20 protein-coding genes are annotated in these 20,595 nt (G+C 75.5%); 12 read left to right on the top strand and 8 right to left on the bottom strand.

The window, feature by feature from the left end:
* Positions 1-270 precede the first annotated feature (270 nt).
* Genes KPL57_RS35930 through KPL57_RS35940 form a run of 3 tightly spaced genes read left to right on the top strand, consistent with a single transcriptional unit; the run spans position 271 to position 3,082 of the window.
* Positions 271-1,860 carry a family 16 glycosylhydrolase gene (locus KPL57_RS35930; protein WP_226354999.1) on the top strand — a complete coding sequence of 530 codons (1,590 nt, stop codon included), beginning with the start codon at positions 271-273 and terminating at the stop codon, positions 1,858-1,860.
* 38 nt (positions 1,861-1,898) lie between these two features.
* The gene (locus tag KPL57_RS35935; protein WP_226355000.1) at positions 1,899-2,228 is read left to right on the top strand and encodes a hypothetical protein; all 330 of its coding nucleotides are present in this window, start codon (positions 1,899-1,901) and stop codon (positions 2,226-2,228) included.
* On the top strand, positions 2,222-3,082 hold the full coding sequence (locus KPL57_RS35940; RefSeq protein ID WP_226355001.1) for an HTTM domain-containing protein: 861 nt from the start codon (positions 2,222-2,224) through the stop codon (positions 3,080-3,082). Before KPL57_RS35935 ends, KPL57_RS35940 begins: the two co-directional genes overlap by 7 nt.
* Here the strand turns inward: KPL57_RS35940 and KPL57_RS35945 are convergent.
* Together KPL57_RS35945 and KPL57_RS35950 are read right to left on the bottom strand one after the other, a co-directional pair.
* Positions 3,069-3,425, bottom strand: a complete 357-nt coding sequence (locus KPL57_RS35945; protein WP_224403647.1) for a tetratricopeptide repeat protein — start codon at positions 3,423-3,425, stop codon at positions 3,069-3,071. The two genes, KPL57_RS35940 and KPL57_RS35945, sit on opposite strands and share 14 nt — an antisense overlap.
* 74 nt (positions 3,426-3,499) lie before the next feature.
* The gene (locus KPL57_RS35950) at positions 3,500-4,327 is read right to left on the bottom strand and encodes an NmrA family NAD(P)-binding protein (protein ID WP_226355002.1); all 828 of its coding nucleotides are present in this window, start codon (positions 4,325-4,327) and stop codon (positions 3,500-3,502) included.
* A 95-nt stretch (positions 4,328-4,422) separates the two neighbouring features.
* On the opposite strand from KPL57_RS35950, the gene KPL57_RS35955 reads away from it, so the two are divergent.
* Entirely contained in the window at positions 4,423-4,800 is a 378-nt protein-coding gene (locus tag KPL57_RS35955; RefSeq protein ID WP_226355003.1) for a helix-turn-helix domain-containing protein, read from the top strand.
* A gap of 10 nt (positions 4,801-4,810) precedes the next feature.
* Here the strand turns inward: KPL57_RS35955 and KPL57_RS35960 are convergent, their stop codons facing one another.
* Entirely contained in the window at positions 4,811-6,298 is a 1,488-nt protein-coding gene (locus tag KPL57_RS35960) for a SulP family inorganic anion transporter (protein WP_226355004.1), read from the bottom strand.
* 207 nt (positions 6,299-6,505) lie between these two features.
* Here KPL57_RS35960 and KPL57_RS35965 point away from each other — a divergent pair, with 207 nt between their 5' ends.
* A complete protein-coding gene (locus KPL57_RS35965; RefSeq protein WP_226355005.1) occupies positions 6,506-7,897 on the top strand; it encodes a glycosyltransferase family 2 protein in 1,392 nt (463 codons plus the stop codon).
* A gap of 4 nt (positions 7,898-7,901) precedes the next feature.
* On the opposite strand, the gene KPL57_RS35970 is transcribed toward KPL57_RS35965, so the two are convergent.
* Both KPL57_RS35970 and KPL57_RS35975 read right to left on the bottom strand, forming a co-directional pair.
* Positions 7,902-9,047 carry an acyl-CoA dehydrogenase family protein gene (locus KPL57_RS35970; RefSeq protein WP_226355006.1) on the bottom strand — a complete coding sequence of 382 codons (1,146 nt, stop codon included), beginning with the start codon at positions 9,045-9,047 and terminating at the stop codon, positions 7,902-7,904.
* Positions 9,047-9,772 carry a GntR family transcriptional regulator gene (locus KPL57_RS35975; RefSeq protein ID WP_226355007.1) on the bottom strand — a complete coding sequence of 242 codons (726 nt, stop codon included), beginning with the start codon at positions 9,770-9,772 and terminating at the stop codon, positions 9,047-9,049. The genes KPL57_RS35970 and KPL57_RS35975 overlap by 1 nt, the downstream gene beginning before the upstream one ends.
* A 59-nt stretch (positions 9,773-9,831) precedes the next feature.
* On the opposite strand from KPL57_RS35975, the gene KPL57_RS35980 reads away from it, so the two are divergent.
* Positions 9,832-11,370 carry a long-chain-fatty-acid--CoA ligase gene (locus KPL57_RS35980; RefSeq protein ID WP_226355008.1) on the top strand — a complete coding sequence of 513 codons (1,539 nt, stop codon included), beginning with the start codon at positions 9,832-9,834 and terminating at the stop codon, positions 11,368-11,370.
* Positions 11,371-11,419: 49 nt separating this feature from the next.
* Entirely contained in the window at positions 11,420-11,836 is a 417-nt protein-coding gene (locus tag KPL57_RS35985) for a hypothetical protein (protein ID WP_226355009.1), read from the top strand.
* Here KPL57_RS35985 and KPL57_RS35990 read toward each other — a convergent pair.
* Positions 11,821-12,108, bottom strand: coding sequence for a DUF1540 domain-containing protein (locus KPL57_RS35990; protein ID WP_100879494.1), 288 nt, complete (start codon positions 12,106-12,108; stop codon positions 11,821-11,823). The genes KPL57_RS35985 and KPL57_RS35990 overlap by 16 nt on opposite strands.
* 262 nt (positions 12,109-12,370) lie before the next feature.
* Here KPL57_RS35990 and KPL57_RS35995 point away from each other — a divergent pair, with 262 nt between their 5' ends.
* Complete coding sequence (locus KPL57_RS35995; RefSeq protein WP_062399968.1) at positions 12,371-13,177, top strand: SGNH/GDSL hydrolase family protein; 807 nt, start codon at positions 12,371-12,373, stop codon at positions 13,175-13,177.
* A gap of 10 nt (positions 13,178-13,187) precedes the next feature.
* Here KPL57_RS35995 and bla read toward each other — a convergent pair whose 3' ends face one another.
* On the bottom strand, positions 13,188-14,102 hold the full coding sequence (bla, locus tag KPL57_RS36000) for a class A beta-lactamase (RefSeq protein ID WP_226355010.1): 915 nt from the start codon (positions 14,100-14,102) through the stop codon (positions 13,188-13,190).
* A gap of 84 nt (positions 14,103-14,186) precedes the next feature.
* Between bla and KPL57_RS36010 the strand changes: the two genes are divergently transcribed.
* Positions 14,187-15,056: a LysR family transcriptional regulator gene (locus KPL57_RS36010; RefSeq protein ID WP_308253070.1), complete on the top strand. Its 870-nt coding sequence runs from the start codon at positions 14,187-14,189 to the stop codon at positions 15,054-15,056.
* The gene (locus KPL57_RS36015) at positions 15,053-15,952 is read left to right on the top strand and encodes a serine hydrolase (protein ID WP_226355011.1); all 900 of its coding nucleotides are present in this window, start codon (positions 15,053-15,055) and stop codon (positions 15,950-15,952) included. The genes KPL57_RS36010 and KPL57_RS36015 overlap by 4 nt, the downstream gene beginning before the upstream one ends.
* A 6-nt stretch (positions 15,953-15,958) precedes the next feature.
* Here KPL57_RS36015 and KPL57_RS36020 read toward each other — a convergent pair whose 3' ends face one another.
* The gene (locus tag KPL57_RS36020; RefSeq protein WP_226355012.1) at positions 15,959-17,188 is read right to left on the bottom strand and encodes an amidohydrolase; all 1,230 of its coding nucleotides are present in this window, start codon (positions 17,186-17,188) and stop codon (positions 15,959-15,961) included.
* A gap of 178 nt (positions 17,189-17,366) precedes the next feature.
* Here KPL57_RS36020 and KPL57_RS36025 point away from each other — a divergent pair, with 178 nt between their 5' ends.
* On the top strand, positions 17,367-18,560 hold the full coding sequence (locus KPL57_RS36025; RefSeq protein ID WP_226355013.1) for a hypothetical protein: 1,194 nt from the start codon (positions 17,367-17,369) through the stop codon (positions 18,558-18,560).
* Positions 18,561-18,609: 49 nt separating this feature from the next.
* Entirely contained in the window at positions 18,610-20,499 is a 1,890-nt protein-coding gene (locus KPL57_RS36030; RefSeq protein ID WP_226355014.1) for a lipopolysaccharide biosynthesis protein, read from the top strand.
* The last annotated feature ends 96 nt before the right edge of the window (positions 20,500-20,595 follow it).

The following is a 20,595-nucleotide window of genomic DNA, read 5'->3' on the forward strand; positions in this document are numbered from 1 at the left end:
TGACACGAGGGCCGGCCGCTCCGTCCCGCTGGTCCCGATCGTCCCCCGGTTCCCACCCGTCACGCCGACCCGCCGGTTCGGGTGACCTCCTCCGGGGTGACCTCACCCCACCGACGGGTGGCGAGTGTGGCTGGTGTGCACAGGGTGCTTCTAGCGTCGTGGATATCGGACAAGCCGGACACGGATGGGGACGGGAACGAAGCCATGAGGCGCGGACTGGCACGACGTACGGTGATGAGCGCGGCGGCGGTGGTGACGGTGAGTGCTGTCATGTTCACCGGAGGGGTCCTGGCGCTCACCGACGGTGCGGCCGTGTCCGCGGCGGCGGCACCCACGGTGCCCGGCGCCGTCGCGCAGGCCGCGGTTCCGGAGGCACCGAGCGTGCTCGCCGGGCCGACGACCACCCCGTCGGGCGCCGCGGCGTTCCCGACCGACTCCGCTCTGCGGTCGTCGTCGGAGGCCGCCGGGGGCTCGGGTGCCGCCGCGGCCGCTCGGCCCGCGGAGACGGACGCCGTCCGCGGGGCCGAGGGCTCCGGTGACGCCGGACCGGCCCGCCCGGCCGCCACCGGGTCGTCCGGTTCCGAGAGCCCGGTCCCGCCGTCCGCGACGGGGCCTGCCGACGCCGCGAAGCCTGCCGACGGGGCGAAGCCCGCTGACGGTGCGAAGCCTGCCGACGCCGCGAAGCCCGCCGACACGCCCGCCGACGCGCCGTCCGGCCCCGCGGACGAACCGACGACGCCGGTCGCCCCCGCCGAGAGGCCCGCCGACCCGGCGCCGCCCGCGGACGAGCCCAGCGGTCCCGCGGTCGGGCCGGCTGCTCCCGCGGAGAAGCCCGCCGCTCCCGCGGACGAGCCCGCCGCTCCCGCGGAGACACCGGGTGGGCCTGCCGAGAAGCCGGCGGATACTGGGGAGACGCCGGCCGACCCGGCGCCCGCACCCGCCGATGCCGGGACGAAGCCCGCCGACGCCGGGACGGGACCCGCCGACACGGGGACGGAGCCCGCCGCCCCCGGGAAGCCCACCGACCCGGAGGAGAAGCCCGTCGACCCCGCGGACACGCCCGTCGAGACGCCGACCGACCCCGCGGCCGCGCCCGCCGCGCCCGCCGACCCCTCGGCCCGACCGGCCGACCAGAGCACGCCCCGCCCCGGCGCCACCAGCGCGGCCGAGCGCTACGGCTGGGGCGCGCCGCTGCCGGCGTCGGACGAGTTCGACTACACCGGACCGCCCGACCCGGCGAAGTGGAACCAGGCGGGCGAGTGCTGGCCCGGTCACGCGGGCAACGGCGGCCGCTGTGCCAGCCGGTCCACGGTCAAGGACGGCAAGCTGATCCAGACCGGGCTGCGCAACGGCGACTCGGCGTGGATCTCGTCGAAGTTCAACCAGCAGTACGGCCGCTGGGAGGCCCGCGTCCGCTCCGAGGCCACCGGCCCGGACAACGGCAGGCAGTACCACCCGCTGCTGATCATCTGGCCGCAGTCGGACCGCTGGCCCCAGGACGGCGAGTACGACTTCCTCGAGAACGGCGCGCCCGGCGAGCAGTGCGCCGAGGCGTTCATCCACTACCCGCACGGCCGCGGCGCGGTCCAGCAGGAGTACGCCAAGGAGAAGGACTGCGGCGCACCGCTGAGCGAGTGGCACAACGTCGCCATCGAGTGGACGCCCGACCACGTGAAGGGCTTCATCGACGGCAAGGAGTGGTTCTCCTTCTCCGGCGGCGCCCGGCCCGGCCGCAAGAACATCCAGGACATGCCCAGCGGGCACCTGACGATCCAGCTCGACAACTTCTTCGGCGGCAACATGCAGCCGGCGACGTACGAGGTGGACTGGGTCCGGATCTACTCCCTCGACGGAAAGTGACCGGCTAACACCGGACCGTTGCGGGGCGATGAGTGGACGTGCCGCTTCTCACACGCAGGACCGCGGGGTGGCTGCTCGCGGGCGTCGTGGCCCTGGAGGTCACGATCCCCGCGATCGGCCTGGCCACCACCGAGCCGCCGCGCCGCTACTCCTGGAGTATGTTCGTCGCGTCGTCGACGGAGTACGCCTACACCGGGCGGACCGCCGACGGCGCGTCCCGTGCCCTCGACACCGAGGCCCTCCCGTGGCCGCAGCGGACCGTCCACTACGGAGCCACGGTCCCGCAGCTGCTGTGCACGGCGACCCCGGACCTCGTCGCGGTGTCGCGGACCCGGGACGGCGCCCCGGAGTGGGAGCAGCCGTGCTGAGGCTCCCCGACACGCTCCCCGCACGTCCGCTGGCCGGGTACCGGATCCTGGTCGGGCTCGTCGCCGGGCTGAAGGCCGTCGAGCTCGGCGCGAGCCCGCTGCTCGGGACCCGGGCCGGGCCGCTGTTCGGGGTCGGCCCGGTGCTGCCCGCCCCGGTCTGGCTCGCGCTCGGCGCGGTGATGGGGCTGGCGGCCCTCGCCGTCGTCGCGGGGTGGAACGCGCGGGCCGCGGCCCTGGTGGTCGGGCTGTGCACCGCCGGCTTCGTCTGGGGTGCGGGCTTCTACTCCAACCACACCTACCTGCTGTTCACCGCGGCGGTGCTGCTGTCGTTCTCCGACTGCGACGCGGCCTGGTCGCTCCGGTCCCGGCGCGGACACGGCGCCGACCGGGTGTGGGCGGCGCCGGTGCTGGTGCTGCGGGCGCAGATCACGATCGTCTACTTCTACGCCGCGATCTCGAAGATCCGTCCGGACTTCCTGTCCGGCAACGGGCTGGCGTCCTGGGCGTGGGACTCGGTGCTGGTCCCGGCGGCGCTGCTGACTCCGGTGTTCCTGGTGCCGATGGCGTTCGGCGCGGTGCTCACCGAGCTGTTCGTCGCGTTCGGGCTGTGGTCGTCGCGGCTGCGGCCGGTCGCCGTCGTCGCCGGGATCGGGCTGCACCTCGGCATGATCGCGATGCTCTCCGACGGGCTGCACGCCGCGGTCGAGCTGGGGCTGTTCGCCACCCTCACCTGCGGTGGCTACCTGCTGTTCGCGGACCGCGTCCCGGTCGTCGACGGGCTCACCGGCGCGGTGGTGGTGCCCCGGCAGCGCCGGTCGGAACCGGCGCTGCCGAGCACGGTCACCCGGCGCTGACGCCCATCGCCTCGGCAAGCCGCAGGTGCGGCGCGGCCTCGTCGTGGCGCGAACGGCGCTGCAGGGTGCGCCCGAGGAGCAGGTGGGCGTACCCGTCGGCCGGCTCGCGGCGCACCAGCTCGCGGAGCTCGGTCTCGGCCCGGCCGAGCTGCGCGGAGTGGTAGTACGCGCGGGCCAGCAGCAGCCGGACCGCGGCGGCCTCGGGCTGCTCGGCGACGAGCTCGGCGAGCACCGTCGCGGCCCCCGCGGGGTCGCCGGAGTCGAAGAGGTACCCGGCGTGCTCCCACCGGTCGGCAGGCCCTGCTTCCGTCCCGGTCATCCAGGACAGCGCGTCGATCCTCATCGGTGCGGCCTCCTTCCGGCCCGTTCGGTTGATACGTCAACCACAACCGCGGCGCCGGGCGTTCTGTTCCCGGCTCAGGCCAGGGCGGCGCGGACCAGCTCGGGCATCCCGGTCGCCGGGCGGCCGAGCAGCGTCGCGAGGTCCTCCGACGGCTCGGCGAACATCCCCGACGAGACGAACTCCCCGATGAAGGCCGGAGCCGGGGCCCGGTCGAGCGGTACCCGGCGGTGCGACACCGGACGGCCGGACTCCGCGGCGATCGTCGCGGCCAGCTCGTCGTAGGTCCACAGCGGTCCGCGCAGCTCGTAGGCGCGCCCGGCGTGCTCCTGCGGCCCCCCGGCCACGACGACGGCGGCCGCCCGCGCCAGGTCCGCGATCGTGGCGGTGTTGAGCGCCCGGCCGCCGTCCGCGGCGACCGTCCCGCCGGACTCCAGCGCGGCGGCGACCACGTCCGGGTTGACGAACATGTCCGAGTAGAAGGTGTTGCGCAGCGGCGTCACCGGCAGCCCGGAGTCGCGCAGCAGCTCCTCGGTGACGGTGTGGTCGGCGAGGAAGGCGGGCGCGCCGGGCCGGTCCGCGCCGATCGCGCTGGTGTAGACGACGTGCCCGACGCCCGCCTCGGCCGCGGCACGGACCACGTTGCCGTGCTGGCGCTCGCGCACCCCGGGTGTCACGTCGGAGCCGGACACGAACAGCAGCCCGTCGGCGCCGGTGAACGCCGCCTTCAGCGAGGCCGGGTCCTCGTAGTCGCCGACGTGCACCCGGACCCCGGCCGCGGCCAGGTCGGCCACCTTCTCCGCGGACCGGGCGAGGACGCCCACCCGCTCCGCCGGCACGGTCTCCAGCAGCGCCCGCACGGCCGCGCCGCCCAGCTTCCCGCTCGCCCCGGTCACGATGATCATCGCTGTCTCCCCATCTCGTCGTGGACGGTGGCGACACTGCCGGATAGACTTACGTTCGGTAAGTACGTACCTTCTGGTAAGTAGGTGGGTGGACGGTGAGCACGCAGGTGGAGCGGCCCACGGGCCTGTTCTCGGGTGACGCGTTCGACAGCAGCTGCCCCTCGCGGTCGGTCCTCGACCACGTGACGTCGAAGTGGGCGGTCCTCGTGCTCGTCGTCCTGTCCCGCGAGGACCACCGGTTCTCCGCGCTCCGCCGCGCCGTCGGCGGGATCAGCGAGAAGATGCTGGCCCAGACCCTGCGCACCCTGGAGGGCGACGGCTTCGTGCACCGCGAGGTCGCCGCGACCACCCCGCCGCAGGTCAGCTACGGCCTCACCGAGCTCGGCCACGGCGTGACCGGCCACCTCGCCGGCCTCGTCGGCTGGATCGAGGACCGGATCCCCGAGGTGCTGGCGGCACGCGAGCGCACCTAGGCCCCGGTGGTCAGTGCCCGCCGCCCAGGTGTCCGGCGAGCCGCTCGTGGCGGTCGCGGCTGTCGTCGTTCATCCCGGTGACGACGAGCGTGCGACCGGACCGCGCGTAGCGGCGCCGCAGGTCGTCGAGGACAGCGACGGTCGAGGCGTCCCACACGTGCGCGCCGGACAGGTCGACGGTCACCTCCGCCGGGTCCCCGTCGGGGGCGAACGCCGTGCTCAGCTCGCTGCTGGAGGCGAAGAACAGCTGGCCGGTGACGCGGTAGACGACCGCGCCGTCGTCGTCGGCGGTGCGGTCCACCCGGACCAGCCGTGACACCCGGTTCGCGAACAGCACCGAGGCGACGAGCACGCCGGCGCCCACGCCGAAGGCCAGGTTGTGGGTGCCGACGGTGACCACGACGGTCGTCAGCATCACCGCCGTCTCGCTGCGCGGCATCCGGCGCAGCGTCGCCGGGCGGATGCTGTGCCAGTCGAACGTCCCGACCGACACCATGACCATCACCGCGACCAGGGCGGCCATCGGGATCAGCGCGACGACGTCGCCGAGTGCGACCACGAGGACCAGCAGGAACGAGCCCGCGAGGAACGTGGACAGCCGGGTCCGGGCCCCGGACGCCTTCACGTTGATCATCGTCTGGCCGATCATCGCGCAGCCGCCCATGCCGCCGGTGAAGCCGGTGACGATGTTCGCGACGCCCTGGCCCCACGACTCACGGGTCTTGTCCGAGCCGGTCTGCGTGATGTCGTCGACCAGACGCGCGGTCATCAGCGACTCGATCAGCCCGACCAGGGCGACGCCGAGCGCGTACGGCGCGACGATCCGCAGCGTCTCCCACGTCAGCGGCACCGCGGGGAGGTGCGGGAGCGGCACCGTGTCCGGCAGCGCGCCCTGGTCGCCGACGGTCGGCACGGCGACCGCGGCCGTCACCGTGACCACGGTCAGCCCGACGATCGCGACCAGCGGTGCCGGGACGACGCGGGTCAGCCGCGGCAGCCCGACGATGACCACCAGGCCCATGGCGACCAGCGGGTAGACCGCCCAGGGCACGCCGACCAGCTGGGGCACCTGCGAGGTGAAGATCAGGATCGCGAGTGCGTTGACGAAGCCCACCATCACGCTGCGTGGCAGGAAGCGCATCAGCCGCGCGACGCCCGCGGCGGCCAGCGCGATCTGCAGCGCCCCGCCCAGCACGACCGCGGCGAACAGGTACTCGACGCCGTACTCCCGCGAGAGCGGGGCCACGACCAGCGCGATCGCACCGGTCGCGGCCGAGATCATCGCCGGTCGCCCGCCGCAGACCGCGATGACCACGGCCATCGTGAACGAGGCGTACAGGCCGACCCGGGGGTCCACCCCGGCGATGATCGAGAACGCGATGGCCTCGGGGATCAGGGCGAGCGCGACGACGAGTCCGGCGAGCACCTCGGTGCGCACCAGGCGGGGTGTCCAGTGTGCACGCAGCGTGGCGAGGTCGGGCAGGGCGGAGCGGGGCACGATACGACGGTCGCTTTCACGTCGGGGGAGGGGCGGGGCCGCGGGCCACGACGGCGGGAGCTCGCGAACGGCCCGACCGTACTCTCACGTGAGGGGAGGGTCTGCGGTGCGGGGCCCGGAACCCGTCCGGGGTGGCGCGCCCCACACTCCGTTGTCCCACAGGCCGATCTCAGCGTCGTCACAGCGACGGTGAGCACGATGGGGTCCATGGCGATGACTCCCGACGTACCGACCTGGGTGGGTGAGCTCGACCGGCTCGCCCCGGCCCGCGACCTCGAGGTCGATCGGCGGTTCGCCGCCGCACGGCTGCTGGTCACCGTCGGTGGCACCCCGCAGGGTCAGGTCACCGTGCCGCTGCGCGCCGGGCGCGCGACCGCCGCGGAGCTCTCGCTCGCCGTCGCCGCGCTGCCCGCGGCCGGCACCGTCGCCGTCGCGCCGTCCGCGGCCGACCCGGTCACCGTGGTCGTCGCGACCCGCAACCGGCCCGAGTCGCTGGCCCGCTGCCTGCGCGCGGTCCTCGCCTCGGACCACCCGGCGCTGTCGGTCGTCGTCGTCGACAACGACCCGGACGACGAGCGGACCGAGCTGGTCGTGCGGGCCGCGGGCTCCGACCGGGTCCGCTACGTCCGCGAGCCGCGGCGCGGTGCGTCCATCGGCCGCAACCGGGGCCTGGCCGAGGCCCGCACCGAGATCGTCGCCTTCACCGACGACGACACCGAGGTCGACCCCGCCTGGGCCTCGCGCATCGCCGGCGCGTTCGCCGCGGACCCCGAGCTCGCCTGCGTCTCCGGCCCGGTGCTCGCCGCCCGCCTGGGCAGCCCCGAGGAACGCGCCGCCGACGTCGCCCTGGCCTGGAACAAGGGCTTCACCCCGCGCCGGTTCACCCTCGCCGAGCCCCCCGCGGACTCCCCGATCTTCCCGTTCGCACCCGGCCTGTTCGGCATCGGCGCCAACCTCGCCGTGCGGGCCGGGGCCGCCCGTGCCGTCGGCGGCTTCGACGAGGCCATGGGCCCGGGCACCCCCACCCACGGCGGCGAGGACTGCGAGTTCCTCGTCCGCATGATCCTCGCCGGCAACGTCCTCGGGTACGCCCCGGGCGCCTACCTGTGGCACCACCACCGTCCCGACCAGGCGGCGCTGAACACCCAGCTCGAGGGCTACGCGATCGGGCTGGGCAGCTTCCTGGCGAAGGTGGCGCTGTCCCCGCAGGGCCGTTCGGTCGCGCTGCGCCGGCTCCCGGCGGCGGTCGCCCGGCTGCGCCACATCTCCGACCGCGAGGCAGGCGCCGGCGACGCGATGCCCGACAGCGGGCTGCTGGAGCGCGGCGGCCGGATCGCCCGCGGCGGCTGGGCCTACGTGCAGCGGTCCCGCGAGGTGCGGCGCAACGGTGGCGCGGTGCCGCCGATGCTGCTGCCCGCGCGCTCGGCGCTCGTCCCGGCGCACATCCGCCGTGCCGCCGAGGCCGCGCGGGTCCGGGCCGAGGCCGGCGCCCACGTCGGCCCGACGGCCGTCCCGGCTCCGCGTCCCGACCGGCAGGCCGAGGCCGAGGCCGGCGACGACCGCGGGGCCGCGGAGCTCGCCCGGAACTCCGCGGCCTGAGCCGCTACAGCCCGTAGGACTTCCCGATGATGTCGCGCTGGATCTCGCTGGTCCCGCCGTACACCGTCGAGACGACGCTCTGGCGGAGCAGCCGCTCCATGCCGTACTCGGTGGCGTAGCCGTAGCCGCCGAGCATCTGCATCCCCTCCAGGGACAGGTGCTTGGCGAGCTCGGTGGCCTTGAGCTTGGCCATCGACGCCTCGCGCGGGAACAGCGCACCCGCGGGTGCCTCGTCGATCACCCGCGCGGTGTCGTGCACCAGCAGGCTGGTGGCCGCCAGCTCGGTGGCGTTGTCGGCGATGCGGTGGCGCATCGCCTGGAAGCTCCCGACGGGGCGGCCGAACTGCTTGCGCTCCTTGACGTAGGCGACGGTGTCGTCGAAGGCGCGCCGCGCCAGCCCGAGCATGAGCCCGGCCAGGATCATCCGCTCCAGGTTCAGCCCGGCCATGAGCTGTCGCCAGCCCTGCCCCTCGACGCCGACGACGGCGTCGGCGGGCAGCTCGCACCCGTCGAAGTAGAGGTCGTTGACCTCCTTGCCACCCATCGTCTCGATGCCGTGGATCGACAGGCCCGCCGCGTCGGCGGGCACGACGAACATGGTCAGGCCGTCGTGCTTGCCGCCCTCGGTGGAGGTGCGGGCGACCAGCAGGATGTGCGACGCGATGTGCGCGTTCGAGCACCAGGTCTTCTGGCCGTCGATCCGCCAGCCGGTCTCCGTCTTCGTGGCCTTGCACTTCAGCCCGCCGACGTCGGACCCGGCCTCCGGCTCGGACATCGAGATCGACAGCACGTCACCGCGGCACATCCCGCCCAGCAGCTCCTGCTTCTGGGCCTCGGTGCCGAACTTCTCGATCGCCGCGGCGGTGATGGTGGTCGTGCCGAACCCGGCGATCGGGGCCTGGCCGTACGCGGACTCCTCCAGGAAGACCAGCAGGTCACGCATGCCCTGGCCGGCGCCGCCGTACTCCTCGGGGGTGGCGATGCCGAGCCAGCCGAGGTCGGCCATCTTGCGGTAGATCTCGTCGGAGTGGGCGTGCCGCCCGCCGCCGGTCAGCTCGTCGCGGCGCTCCTTGCTGCCGATCTCGCGACGGCAGAAGTCGCCGATCGCCTTCGCCAGGTCGGTCTGGTCCTCGGTCAGGGTGACGGGCATCAGGGATCTCCTCGGTCGTCGGACCACATTCCGGTGCGGTCCAGGTGGGCGAGCAGCAGGTCGCGGCCGTCGAGCACGTGGCGGCGCATCGCCGCCCGCGCGGCGTCGGGGTCGGCGGCGCCGAGCGCGTCGAGCAGGACGACGTGGGCGTCGACCGCGCCGGCCCGCCACTCGGGCGAGCCGGTGTAGAAGTGCGCCGGCAGGTAGTGCGACGAGCGCCCCACCAGCCAGGCGAGCTTGCGCGAGCCGGCCAGCCGGTTGACCTCGGCGTGCAGCCGGTGCTCGGCGGACACGAGCGGGTCCAGCTCGGCCGGGTCGTGGGTCTCGGGGGTGCGCGCGCACAGTGCGGCGATCCGGTCGGCGAGCTCGCGCAGCGGTGCGAGGTCGGCGGGGGACAGCCGCTGCGCCGCGCGTGCGGCCAGCGTCCCGGTCAGGTCGGCCTGCACCTGGAACAGGTCCGCGACGTCGTCACGGGTCAGCTCGGCGACGACGAACCCGCGCCGCGGCACCGCGTGGACCATGTCCTCGGCGCGCAGCGACTGCAGGGCCTCGCGGACCGGGGTGTGGCTGACGCCGAGGTCCGCGGCGATCCGGTCCATCCGCAGGAAGGTGCCCGGCCGCAGCTCGCCGGACAGGATCCGGTCCCGCAGGACGAGCGCGATGCGGTCGGGCAGCTGCGGGGCGCGGCCCGGTGAGAGCTCACGCACGAAGTCGGCCGTCGACACGGCGACTATCATATACGATTTCGCCGAACCTGCGTCGCCGCCGACCGAGGGAGAACACCGTGCCGGGTCAGAGCCCTGCCGAGGATTTCCGCCTGACCGACATCCTCGCCGATCCCGACCGCGCCGACCTCGTCGCGCTGTCGTTCGACGGCGCGACGACCACCTACGGCGAGCTCGAACAGCGCGCCGGGCGCACCGCGGCGGCCCTGCGCGACCTCGGCCTCGGGGCCGGGGACCGCGTCGTGTGGATCGGGAAGAACCGGCCGGAGTTCCTGGAGCTGCTCTTCGCCGCGCCGCGGATCGGCGCGGTGTCGGTCCCGCTCAACACCCGGCTCACCGAGGCCGACCTGCTGGCGCTCGTCGACGACGCCCGGGCCGGGCTCGTCGTGCTGGGGCCGGACTTCGCGGGGCTGCGCGGTGCGCTCGACGGGCGCCGGGTCGTCGTCGTGGGGGAGGACCACGCGGACTGGCGTGACGCGGCCGCCGACGTGCTGCCGCCGTCGCCGCCGGCCGGGTCCACCCCGGACGACACCGTGCTGCAGCTCTACACCTCCGGCACCACGGGGCTGCCCAAGGGCGTGCTGCTCGCGCACCGGCAGTTCTCGGCGCTGCTGCTCGCCGCCGGGCACTGGTCGATCGACCCCACCTCGACCGCGCTGGTCGCGATGCCGCTGTTTCACATCGGCGGCGTCGGCTACGCCCTGGTCTGCCTGGCCGCCGGGGCGCGGTGCGTGCTCGTCGCCGACATCGTCCCCGGGCCGCTGCTCGACACGATGTCCGGCGAGCGCGTCACGAACGCCTTCCTCGTACCGGCCGTGCTGCAGATGCTCTCCGCGGTGCCCGGTGCCGCCGACCGCGACTGGTCCGCGCTGCGGTCGATCGCCTACGGCGCCTCGCCGATCACCGTCGGCGCGCTGCGGGCGGTCGTCGAGACCTTCCGGGCGCCGCTGTTCCAGGTCTACGGCGCGACCGAGACCACCGGTGCGATCACCCAGCTCGACCCGGCCGACCACGATCCGGACGGCCCCCGGGCGCACCTCATGCGCTCGGCCGGGCGGGCGTACCCGTGGGTGCGGCTGACGATCGTGGACCCGGCGACCGGCCGGGAGCTGCCGCCCGGCGAGGTGGGGGAGGTCCGGATCCACTCCGACCAGGTCACCGCCGGCTACTGGAACCGGCCCGAGGACACCGCGGCCGCGCTCGGCGACGACGCGACGCTGCGCACCGGCGACGGCGGCTACCTCGACGCCGAGGGCTACCTGTTCCTCACCGACCGGATCAAGGACATGATCGTGACCGGCGCGGAGAACGTGTATCCGATCGAGGTGGAGAGCGTGCTGTCCGAGCACCCGGACGTCGCCGACGTCGCGGTGATCGGGGTGCCCGACGAGCGCTGGGGCGAGGCGGTGAAGGCCGTCGTCGTGCCGCGGCCGGGGGCGACGATCGATCCGGATGCCCTCATCGAGTGGGTCCGGCCGCGGATCGCGGGCTTCAAGCGGCCCCGCTCGGTCGACGTCGTGGAGGCGCTCCCGCGCAACCCGAGCGGCAAGATCCTCAAGCGCGAGCTGCGTGAGACCTACCGCAGGGCCTTCACCTGATCGCAATCGTCGGTTAGCCTCGCCTCAGTACCGGTGAGGGAGGGCTTCCATGTCTCTGCGTCTGCCGACCGGCAGCATCACGGTGCTGCTCGGGCCGTCGGTGCAACGCCGCCGCATGATGAACCGGCTGGACGACGCGAGCGGCCGGTGCGCCGACGGACACGACGCCGTGGTCCGCAGGCTGGGTGCCCGCGCGACCGAGTCGGCGGCGGACCGGCTGGCCACCGTCGACTCGGCCCGCCGGGGCCCCACCGCGATGGTCCTCGCCGACCGCCTGACCGACGGTCTCGACGCACACGACCGCAGCACGGTGCTGTCCGCGCTGCGGGCGGTCGCTGCGGACGGGGTCGCCGTCCTCGTCGACGACATCGACCCCGTCGCGGCCCTCGCCGTCGCCGACGGCGCGCTGCGCGTCGACGAGCGTGGCGAGGTCCGGGTGGAGGAGCTGGCCTACTTGGCCTCGTAGGTGAGGCAGTCGGCGGCGTCGGCGCCCGCGCCGATGTTCACCGACGACGCGGTGCACTCGAGCTTCTCGTTGAACCGGCAGTCCGAACGGTGGCAGGCACCGACGAGGCCGTTTCCGCTGCCGCCGCGGAACGAGATCTCGACGAAGGTGCCGCAGTGGGCGTGGTCACCGGAGATCGTGATCGCCCCCGCGCCGCAGCTGGAGTCGGAGTTGTAGGAACAGCTGGTGGCGGAGCACTGCTGAACCTGGGGCATGTCCTGGGCCGTGGTCATGGCGCTCAGGTTGTCGGGGTCGTGCGGTGCGCGCCAGGCAGCAGAGGCTCGCCTGACCGGCGGTGCGGGCCGCCTCAATTGCGCCCTCCACCTGGGCGATCGGTCCGGCAAACGCGGTATATGTGTGTCGTGAATCACATTGCGTGCCCGTCGGACGGGTGATCCGCGTCGGTCGCGGAGGTGGCCGGTCGGTGACGGCCGACCGGGGGTGGGCGATGATCCCCCCGCCGGACCCGGTGGACCGGGCCGGAGAGGGGGCGACGTGGACGAGGACCTGATGGGCCGGCTCATCCGGTTCGCCGACCTGACCGCCTGGCCGGCGTTCGCGGCGTTCGGGGTGCAGGAGGAGTCGATCGACCGGCTGCTCGCGACGACCGCGGGCCTGGACCCGTCGGCCGTCGCCGGGGTGCGGGCCGGGCTCGCCGGACGGGTCCGCGCCGCGGCGCGGGCACTGCGGAACGAGCCGCCGGTCGCGGACGGCCTGCACCGGATGGCGCTGCGCCCGGGCGAGCGGATCGTGGTCGTCGGCGACTCCCTGTCCGCCGACCGGCTGAGCTGGGCACGGCTGTTCGCCGAGCTGGTCCCGATGGTCGAACCGGAGGCCTCGGTCGAGGTGCTCGCGCTGTCCGGGCGGACCAGCTCCGAGGCGCTCGCACTCGGCCCGGTCCTGGTCTCCCGGGTGCCGACCCGGGTACTGGTCATGCTGGGCACCAACGACATCCGCCGGGAGGGCGCGACCACCGGGATCCGGATGGTGTCGATCAGCGAGACGGCACGGAACCTGCGGGCGCTGCGCCTGCTGCTGGAGACCGAGAGCGGCGCCCGGGTGCGGTTCGTCGTCCCGCCGCCGGTCGACCCCGGACGGGTGGCCGCCACCCGCGAGCTCACCGGCGAGTGGTGGGACCCGGCCGACGTCCCCGGGCTCGTCGCGACGGTCCGGGAGGTCGACCCGGACGCGGTCGACCTGTCCCGGATGCCGATCCGGCCCGACTTCTGGGAGGACGACGGCCTGCACCCCAGCCCGATCGGGCAGGTCGCGATCCTGCGGGCGGTGCTGGCCCGGATCTGACCCGGCACGCTCAGCCGCGCAGCGCGGCGATCGCCGCCCGGGTCGCGGCGGCGACCGCGGCCTCCCCGCGCGCCGTGTCGGCCGGGTCGGCCGGGACGGTGAAGACCGTCAGGACCAGCGGTGCACCGTCCGGTGGGTACAGCACCCCGGAGTCGTTGCGCTCCCCGAGCGGCCCGGAGCCGGTCTTGTCGCCGACGGTCCAGCCGGCCGGGACCGCCGCGCGGATCTGCCGGTCGCCGGTGGTGTTCGCCCGCAGCCAGCCGGTCAGCCGGTCGCGCTGCGCGGGCGGCAGGGCGTCGCCGAGGACCAGGGTGCGCAGCGTGGACGCCAGCGCGGCCGGTGTCGAGGTGTCGCGCTCGCCGTCGCGGTCGTTCAGCGCGGTCTCGGCCCGGTCGGACCGGGTGACGGTGTCCCCGGTCGTGCGCAGCCACGCGGTCAGCTCGGCGGGGGAGCCGACCTCGCGCAGCAGCAGGTTGTGCGCGGTGTTGTCCGAGACGGTGACGGCGGCCTCGCACAGCCGGCCCACCGTCATCCCCGTCGCCAGGTTCCGGGTGGTGACGGGCGCGTACTCCAGAAGGTCGGCGCGTCCGTAGCGGACCGGGCGGTCGAGCAGGCCGGGCTCGGACAGCGAGCGGTGCAGCACGAATCCGGCCATCAGCACCTTGGTCACCGAGCACATCAGGAAGCGCTCGCCGTCGCGGTGCCCGGCCGCCGCGCCGGTGCCGGTGTCGAGCACGTGCACCCCGATCGTGCGGGCGTACTCGCGTTCGACGTCGGCCAGCGCGGGGATCGGTGCGGTCCCGGTGCCCGGGCCCGCCGGGGCGGGCGCCGCGGGTGCGGCCGGTGCCGCCGGTGCGCAGCCGGTCAGCGCGGCGCCGCCCAGTGCGGCACCGGCCAGGAGCAGGGAGCGACGGGTGATCGTCATGGGCGCACCGTGTCGCATCCGGTCCGATAGCGCGAATACGATCGTGCTTCGCGTGTGATAGCCGTTCGATATGGGGCGAGGCCGGTGGACCTGCTGCGGCACCTGACGTTCTTCGTCGCCGTCGCCGAGGAGCGGCACTTCGGGCGGGCCGCCGCCCGGCTCGGCATGACGCAGCCGCCGCTGTCCCAGGGCCTGCGACGGCTGGAGGCCCGGCTCGGCACCCCGCTGTTCGACCGTGGGCCCGGCGGCGTCTCCCCGACGGCGGCCGGTCGCGACCTGCTGCCCCGCGCCCGTGCCCTGATCGAGGACGCCGAGGCGCTCGGCCGCGCCGCCGCCCGGCACGCGGAGGCGGCCCGGGTGCTGCGGCTCGGCGTCGTCGCCGACCTCGGTCCGGCCGCCACCGCCCGGCTGGCGGTCCGCGCCGCCGCCGCGACCGGCCTGCGGGTCGCGCCCACCGTGGCGACCACCGTCGCGCTGGTCGACGCGGTGTCGGACGGGACGGTGGACGTCGCCGTCGTCGCGCACCCGACGGTGCTGGAGTCGGCGCGGGCCGGACCGGTCGTCGCGCTGCCGACCGAGGTCCTGCTGCCCGCCGGCCACCCCGCCGCGGCCGGGCCGGGGCCGGTGGTGCTGCGCACCCTGCGCGGGACGGCGCCGGCCACGGCGCCGCGGACGCACGCCCCGGCCGCCCACGACCTGCTGCTCGACACCCTCGACGCCCGCGGGTGCCCGGCCGGCCCGGCCGACGCGGCGTCCCCGGCGGAGGCGCTGGCGCTGGTCGCGACCGGTGCCGCGTTCCTCCTCACCGCCGATCCCGGCCTCACCGGCGACGGCGTGGTCCGCAGGCCGGTGGCGGGGGAGCCGGTGCCCTACCGGGTCCGGGTGGTGCACCGCGACGGCGTCCCGGACGGCCTGGTCGGGGCGCTCGCCGACGCGCTGCGGGAGGGTGTGTGAACCCGGCCGCCGAGGTCCGCGCGGTGTTCCGCGACGCCGGGGTGCGCGGCTGGCTGCACGCCCGCCCGGTCACCGGCGACGGGATCCGCCCGACGGCGCGCGAGGTCGGTGTCGGCGCGCACGTGCCGGTCGTGATGGCCTCGGTCTACAAGGTGTTCGTGCTGGTCGCGTACTGCCGGGCGGTCGACGTCGGCACGATCGACCCGCGCGAGCCCGTCGTCGTCCCGGTGCGGCGCACGCCCGGGATCACCGGGATCTCCGCGCTGGCCGACCCGGTGACGATGAGCTGGCGGGACCTGGTCACCTCGATGGTGACGGCCTCGGACAACGCCGCGGCCGACGTCGTCCACACCCGGGTGGGGCGCGACCGGGTGGCCGCGCTGCCCGCCGAGCTGGGGCTCACCGGCACCCGGATCCGTGGCGGCACCGACGACGTGTTCGCCGACCTGCTCGCCGACACCGGTACTGACGACGTCGCCGCGGCCTTCGGGGTGCTCGCCGACAACGACGTGCCGGTGCGGACCCGCGCACTCAGCCCGGTCTACGGCTCCTCCACCACGGCGGCGGACACCACCGCGCTGCTCGGGCTGCTGTGGCGCGGCGAGCTCGCCTCGGACGGGTCCACCGCGTTCGCCCGCCGGGTGCTCGGCGCCCAGATCTGGCCGCACCGGCTGCGCGCCGGGTTCCCCGCGGCCGCGCGGGTGGCGGGCAAGACCGGCACGGTCGGCGCGGTCCGCAACGAGGTCGGCGTGGTGACCTACCCGGGGGAGCACCCGGTCGCCGTCGCCGTCTACACCCACGCCGCGCGCAGCGACGCCGCCGTCCCGCGGGCGGACGCGGCGATCGGGGCCGCCGCGCGGGTCGCGGTGCACGCGCTGCGTGCACCGGCCCTCTGATCCCGGTCAGCCGGCCGGCAGCCACTCCCGCGCCGCCGCGACCAGCGCCGCGACGCCGACCGACAGCGTCGGCTCGACCACCGGCGCGTAGCGGGGGGAGTGGTTCGACGGCAGCGACGCGGTCCGCTCCCGGATCTCCGCGACGGTGCCCGCGCCCTCGAACGCGGCCGGGTCGGCCCCGCCGAGCAGCCAGTACACGCACGGCACCCCGGCGGCGACGGCGAACCGGCCCACGTCCTCGCTGCCGGTGACCGGCCCCGGGTCGACGACCGGGAGCGGGGTGACCGCGGCCAGTGCGGCCCGGGTGCGCTCGGCGGCGTCGGCGTCGTTGACGACCGGCGGGAAGGACTCCAGCAGCCGGACCTCGGGGTCGGTCGGCGCCCCGGAGGCCGCGGCCTCGCCGCGCACGGTGCGCTCGATCCCGGCGAGCACCCGGTCCCGGACGCCCGGGGTGTAGGACCGCACGGTCAGGCCCAGCTCGGCGGAGTCGGGGATGACGTTCTCCTTCGTGCCCGCCCGCAGCATGCCGACGCTGAGCACGGCGGTCTCGGTCGCGGCCACCTCCCGCGGCACGACGGTGTACAGGCGCAGCACCGTCGCGGCGGCGAGCAGCACCGGGTCGACCGTCGTCTCCGGGCGCGAGCCGTGCCCGCCGGAGCCGTGCAGGGTCACCCGCACGGTGTCGCTGCCCGCGAACGCCGGTCCGGCGGCGAGGGCCAGCAGCCCCGCGGGCAGCGGCGCGACGTGCTGGCCCAGCACGACGTCCGGGGTGCCGAAGCGGGCGAACAGGCCGTCGTCGAGCATCGCGTCGGCGCCGGCGCCGAACTCCTCGGCGGGCTGGAACACCACCAGCAGCGTGCCCCGCCAGGTGTCGCGGGCGGCGGCCAGCTCGGCGGCCGCGCCCACCAGGCAGGTGACGTGCATGTCGTGCCCGCAGGCGTGGGCGACGGCGGTCTCCTCCCCGTCGCGGCCGGTGGCGCGGACGGTGCTGGCGTAGTCCAGGCCGGTGTCCTCGGCGACCGGCAGCGCGTCCATGTCGGCCCGCAGCAGCGCGGTCGGGCCGTCGCCGTTGCGGAGGACCCCGACCACACCGGTGCGTCCGACCCCCTCGGTGACGTCGTAGCCGGCGTCGCGCAGCCGGGCCGCGGCGATGCCCGCGGTGCGGGTCTCGGCGAAGGACAGCTCGGGGTGACGGTGCAGGTCGCGGTACAGGTCGGCGAGTTCGGCGCTGCTCACACGAGTGAACCTAGGCGGCAGGTGCCGGGGCCGGCTGGGCCGGACGAGGTCCCTCCGATGCCGTCACACGGACCGGTGAATCCGCCATCCCGGGGACAACCACAGGACCGGTCGAGTTAACCGTTTGTTCAAGGGGGTCCTATCATTCGCTCATGGCGCAACCTTTCGGGACGAGTCGGTGACCCTCGAGGAGGTCCGGCCCACCGCACGGGCCGCGGCCGACCGCTGGCGCGGTCTGGCCGTGTTCGTCGTACGGTCCGCGGCGGCGCCCCTGCTCGACGAGGCCGTCGCCGGTGTCGCCCGCGGGCTGGAGATCCTCGACGTCGTCGTCCTGGACGACGCGCAGGTCGCCCGGGTCCGCGGCACGCTGCCCGCCCCGGCGTCGCGCCCGGTCCCGTCCGGTGCGCCGTACGCCCTGATCGTCGCCTGCGACGTCGTCGCCCCGGTCGGGACGTCGGGCGTGCGGGCGGTCGCCGACCGGGTCCTCGCCGTCCTGGACTACACCGACAAGCGGGTCCTGCGCCGCGTCCCGCCGCGGGACCACTACCTGCCGGTGCAGGCGTCGTCGTCGCCGGAGCACGCCCTCGCCCTGCTCGACGCGCTCGGCGACCCGGGGATCCTGCACCGCATCGCCGGACCGGTCGAGGACCTCGGCCGCCGGTGCGCGATGCCCTTCCCGGTCGTGCGGATGCTCGGCGGCACCTCGCCCGGGTTCCGCGCCCGCGTCGCGCTGGTCCACCACCCGGTGCACGGGCCGTCGGTGTGCAAGGTGTTCCGGCCCGGGGCGCACGAGGCCTACGGCCGCGAGCTGCGGGCCCGCCTCGAGCTCGGCGACCTGCCCGAGGTCCCGGAGCTGCTCGAGCACGGCCCGAACTGGCTGCTCACCCCGTTCTACGGCGACACCGGCCGGCACGTCGTGCGCCGGCTGCCCGGCGAGCTCGCCCAGCTGCGCCCGGAGGTCGTGCGGACGCTGCTGCGGTTCTGCCGCGACCTGCACGAGCGTGGCCGCTTCGTGCTCGACCTGTCCCCGCACAACCTGGTGTGGGACGAGGGGGCCGGGCTCAAGGTCCTCGACCTGGAGTTCGTCCTGGACTACCCGGGCGAGCCGCCGGCGTGGTCGGACTGCTGGAGCCTGCGCGGCGTGCCGCAGGCCTACCGCGCCTCGGTCGAGGGGCTGCCCGACCTGGTGCTGACCCGTGGCGTCGGGAACTCGGTCTTCCACCCGGCGATCTCGGGGATGCGCCGCGCCCGGCTGCTCGCCGAGCCCCGCCGGGGCGAGGCCGCGCACAGCGGGGCCACCCAGCTCGCCTGGTTCAGCGCCCTCGGTACCGTCGGGCGGTTGCATCCCGCACTCCGCGGGAAGCGGCACTGACGGCGCGACCCCCGACGCGCCGACCCGCCCCGACGACCGGAGGACCCGCGTGACCGGACCCGGTGGCGACCTGCCCGACGATGCGACCCGGCCGTTGCGGCCCGTGCCCCCGGAGCCCGCACCGGCCCCCGGCCCGCCGGGTGGGACGGGTCCGTCGGCACCGTCCGGGTCGTCGCTGACCGCGCGGACCGCGCGCGGGTTCGCGTGGGCGTTCACCGGCACCGTCGGACAGGCGGTGCTGCAGATCGGCGCCACCGTCGCGCTGGCCCGCCTGCTCACCCCGGAGGAGTTCGGTGCGGCCGCGGCCGCGTTGCTGATCGTCGGGCTGACCCAGCTGGTCACCCAGCTCGGCGTCGCCGCCTCCCTGGTGCACCGCAAGGACCTCGACGACCGCGACGTGACGGCGGCGTTCTGGTTCTCGGTGCTGGTCGCGGCGGTGTTCGCCGCGGTGCTGGCCGTCGGCTCGCCGGTGATCAGCCCGCTCGTCGGGCTCCCGGCCGACTCCGCGCTGCTGCCGCTGCTGTCGATCGCGCTGCTGTTCGCCGGGGCCTCGGCGACCCCGCTCGGCCTGCTCCAGCGTGACCTGCGGTTCCGCTCGATGGCGACGGTCGACCTGCTCGCGGCGGGTCCGGCGCTGATCGGGGTCAGCGTCGTCCTGGCCGCGGCCGGGTTCGGCGCCTCCGCGCTCGCGTTCGGCGAGATCGCCGCCGCCGTCGCCAAGTGCGCGGGCTACCTCGCGCTGACCCGGCCGCGGTTCCGCCCCGAGGGGCCCACCGCGAGCTGGGGCCGGCTGCGGCCGCTGCTCGGCTACGGCGCCGGGTTCTCCATCGCCCAGCTCGGCAACTGGTTCGCGCTCAACGCCGACAAGCTCGTCGTCGCCAACGCGCTGGGCACCGGCCCGCTCGGTGTCTACGGCCGCGCCTACAACCTGCTCTCCGAACCCGCGAACATCATCGGCGGTGCCGCCGACAAGGCACTGTTCCCGGCGATGGCCCGGGTCCGCGACGACGGCCCCCGCCTGCGCGCCGCCTACGTGCGCAGCGCGAGCCTGGTCGCCCTGGTCACCGCCCCGGCCGCGGTGCTGCTCTGCGTGCTCGCCCCCGAGGTCGTCCGGGTGCTGCTCGGCGCCCAGTGGGACGAGGTCGTGCCGCTGGTGCAGCTGTTCGCGCTGGTCCTGCTGCCGCGCACCTCGTACAAGATCAGCACCTCGCTGACCCGGGCCACCGGTGCCGTCTACCGGGCGGCCTGGCGGCAGTGGCTCTACGCCGGCTACGTCGTCGTGCTCACCGTGACCGGCGGGCTGCTGTGGGGCTTGGTCGGCGTCGCGGCCGGGGCGTCGCTGGCGATCGTCGTCCACTTCCTGGTGATGCTGCAGTTCTCCGCACGCGTCTCGCCCGGTCTGATGGGCGCGGTGCTGCGGATGTACGTCAAGCACGTCCCGGCGCTGGTGCTGACCGTGGCCGCGACCTGGGGCGTGGCGGTGCTGGTGCGCCCGCTCGGGATCGACCTGGTGACCCTGGTCGCCGCGGCCCTGGCCGGCGGGGTCGCGTCGATCGGCACGCTGGTCGTGCTGCGCGGCCGCTTCGCCGCCGAGCTGTCGGTGGTGCGGAGCCTGCGCGGGGGCGGCGCGCCGCGCGGGCCGAGGCCGGACCGCCCGGCCCCGGCGGACCCCGCCGACCCGGCCGTCTCCGCGGCCGACGCCGGTCCGGCCGCGCCGACCGGCCCCGCCGCACCGGAGGCACCGACCGGGCCGCCCGTGGTCACCGGTGGCACTGGCAGGCACGACGGCGCCGCCCGCGGCCCCGGTGGCCCCGTCGGCGCCGGTCCGGCGGCGACGGGGGGCCACCGTCGCCTCCCCGACGACGCCACCGTGCAGCTGCCCGCCGTCGGTCGCGGGGACGCGCCCCGCGCCGTGGGGCACCCGGCCGACCGTCGCTGAGCCGACGGCCTGCGCCGGAGCGGGCGGTGTCCGGGACCGCCGCACGCGTGCGCGGCCGCCGCACCGGCCGCACCGGCGGAGTGAGGCCGGGCACCC

Source organism: Pseudonocardia sp. ICBG601 (assembly GCF_020496245.1).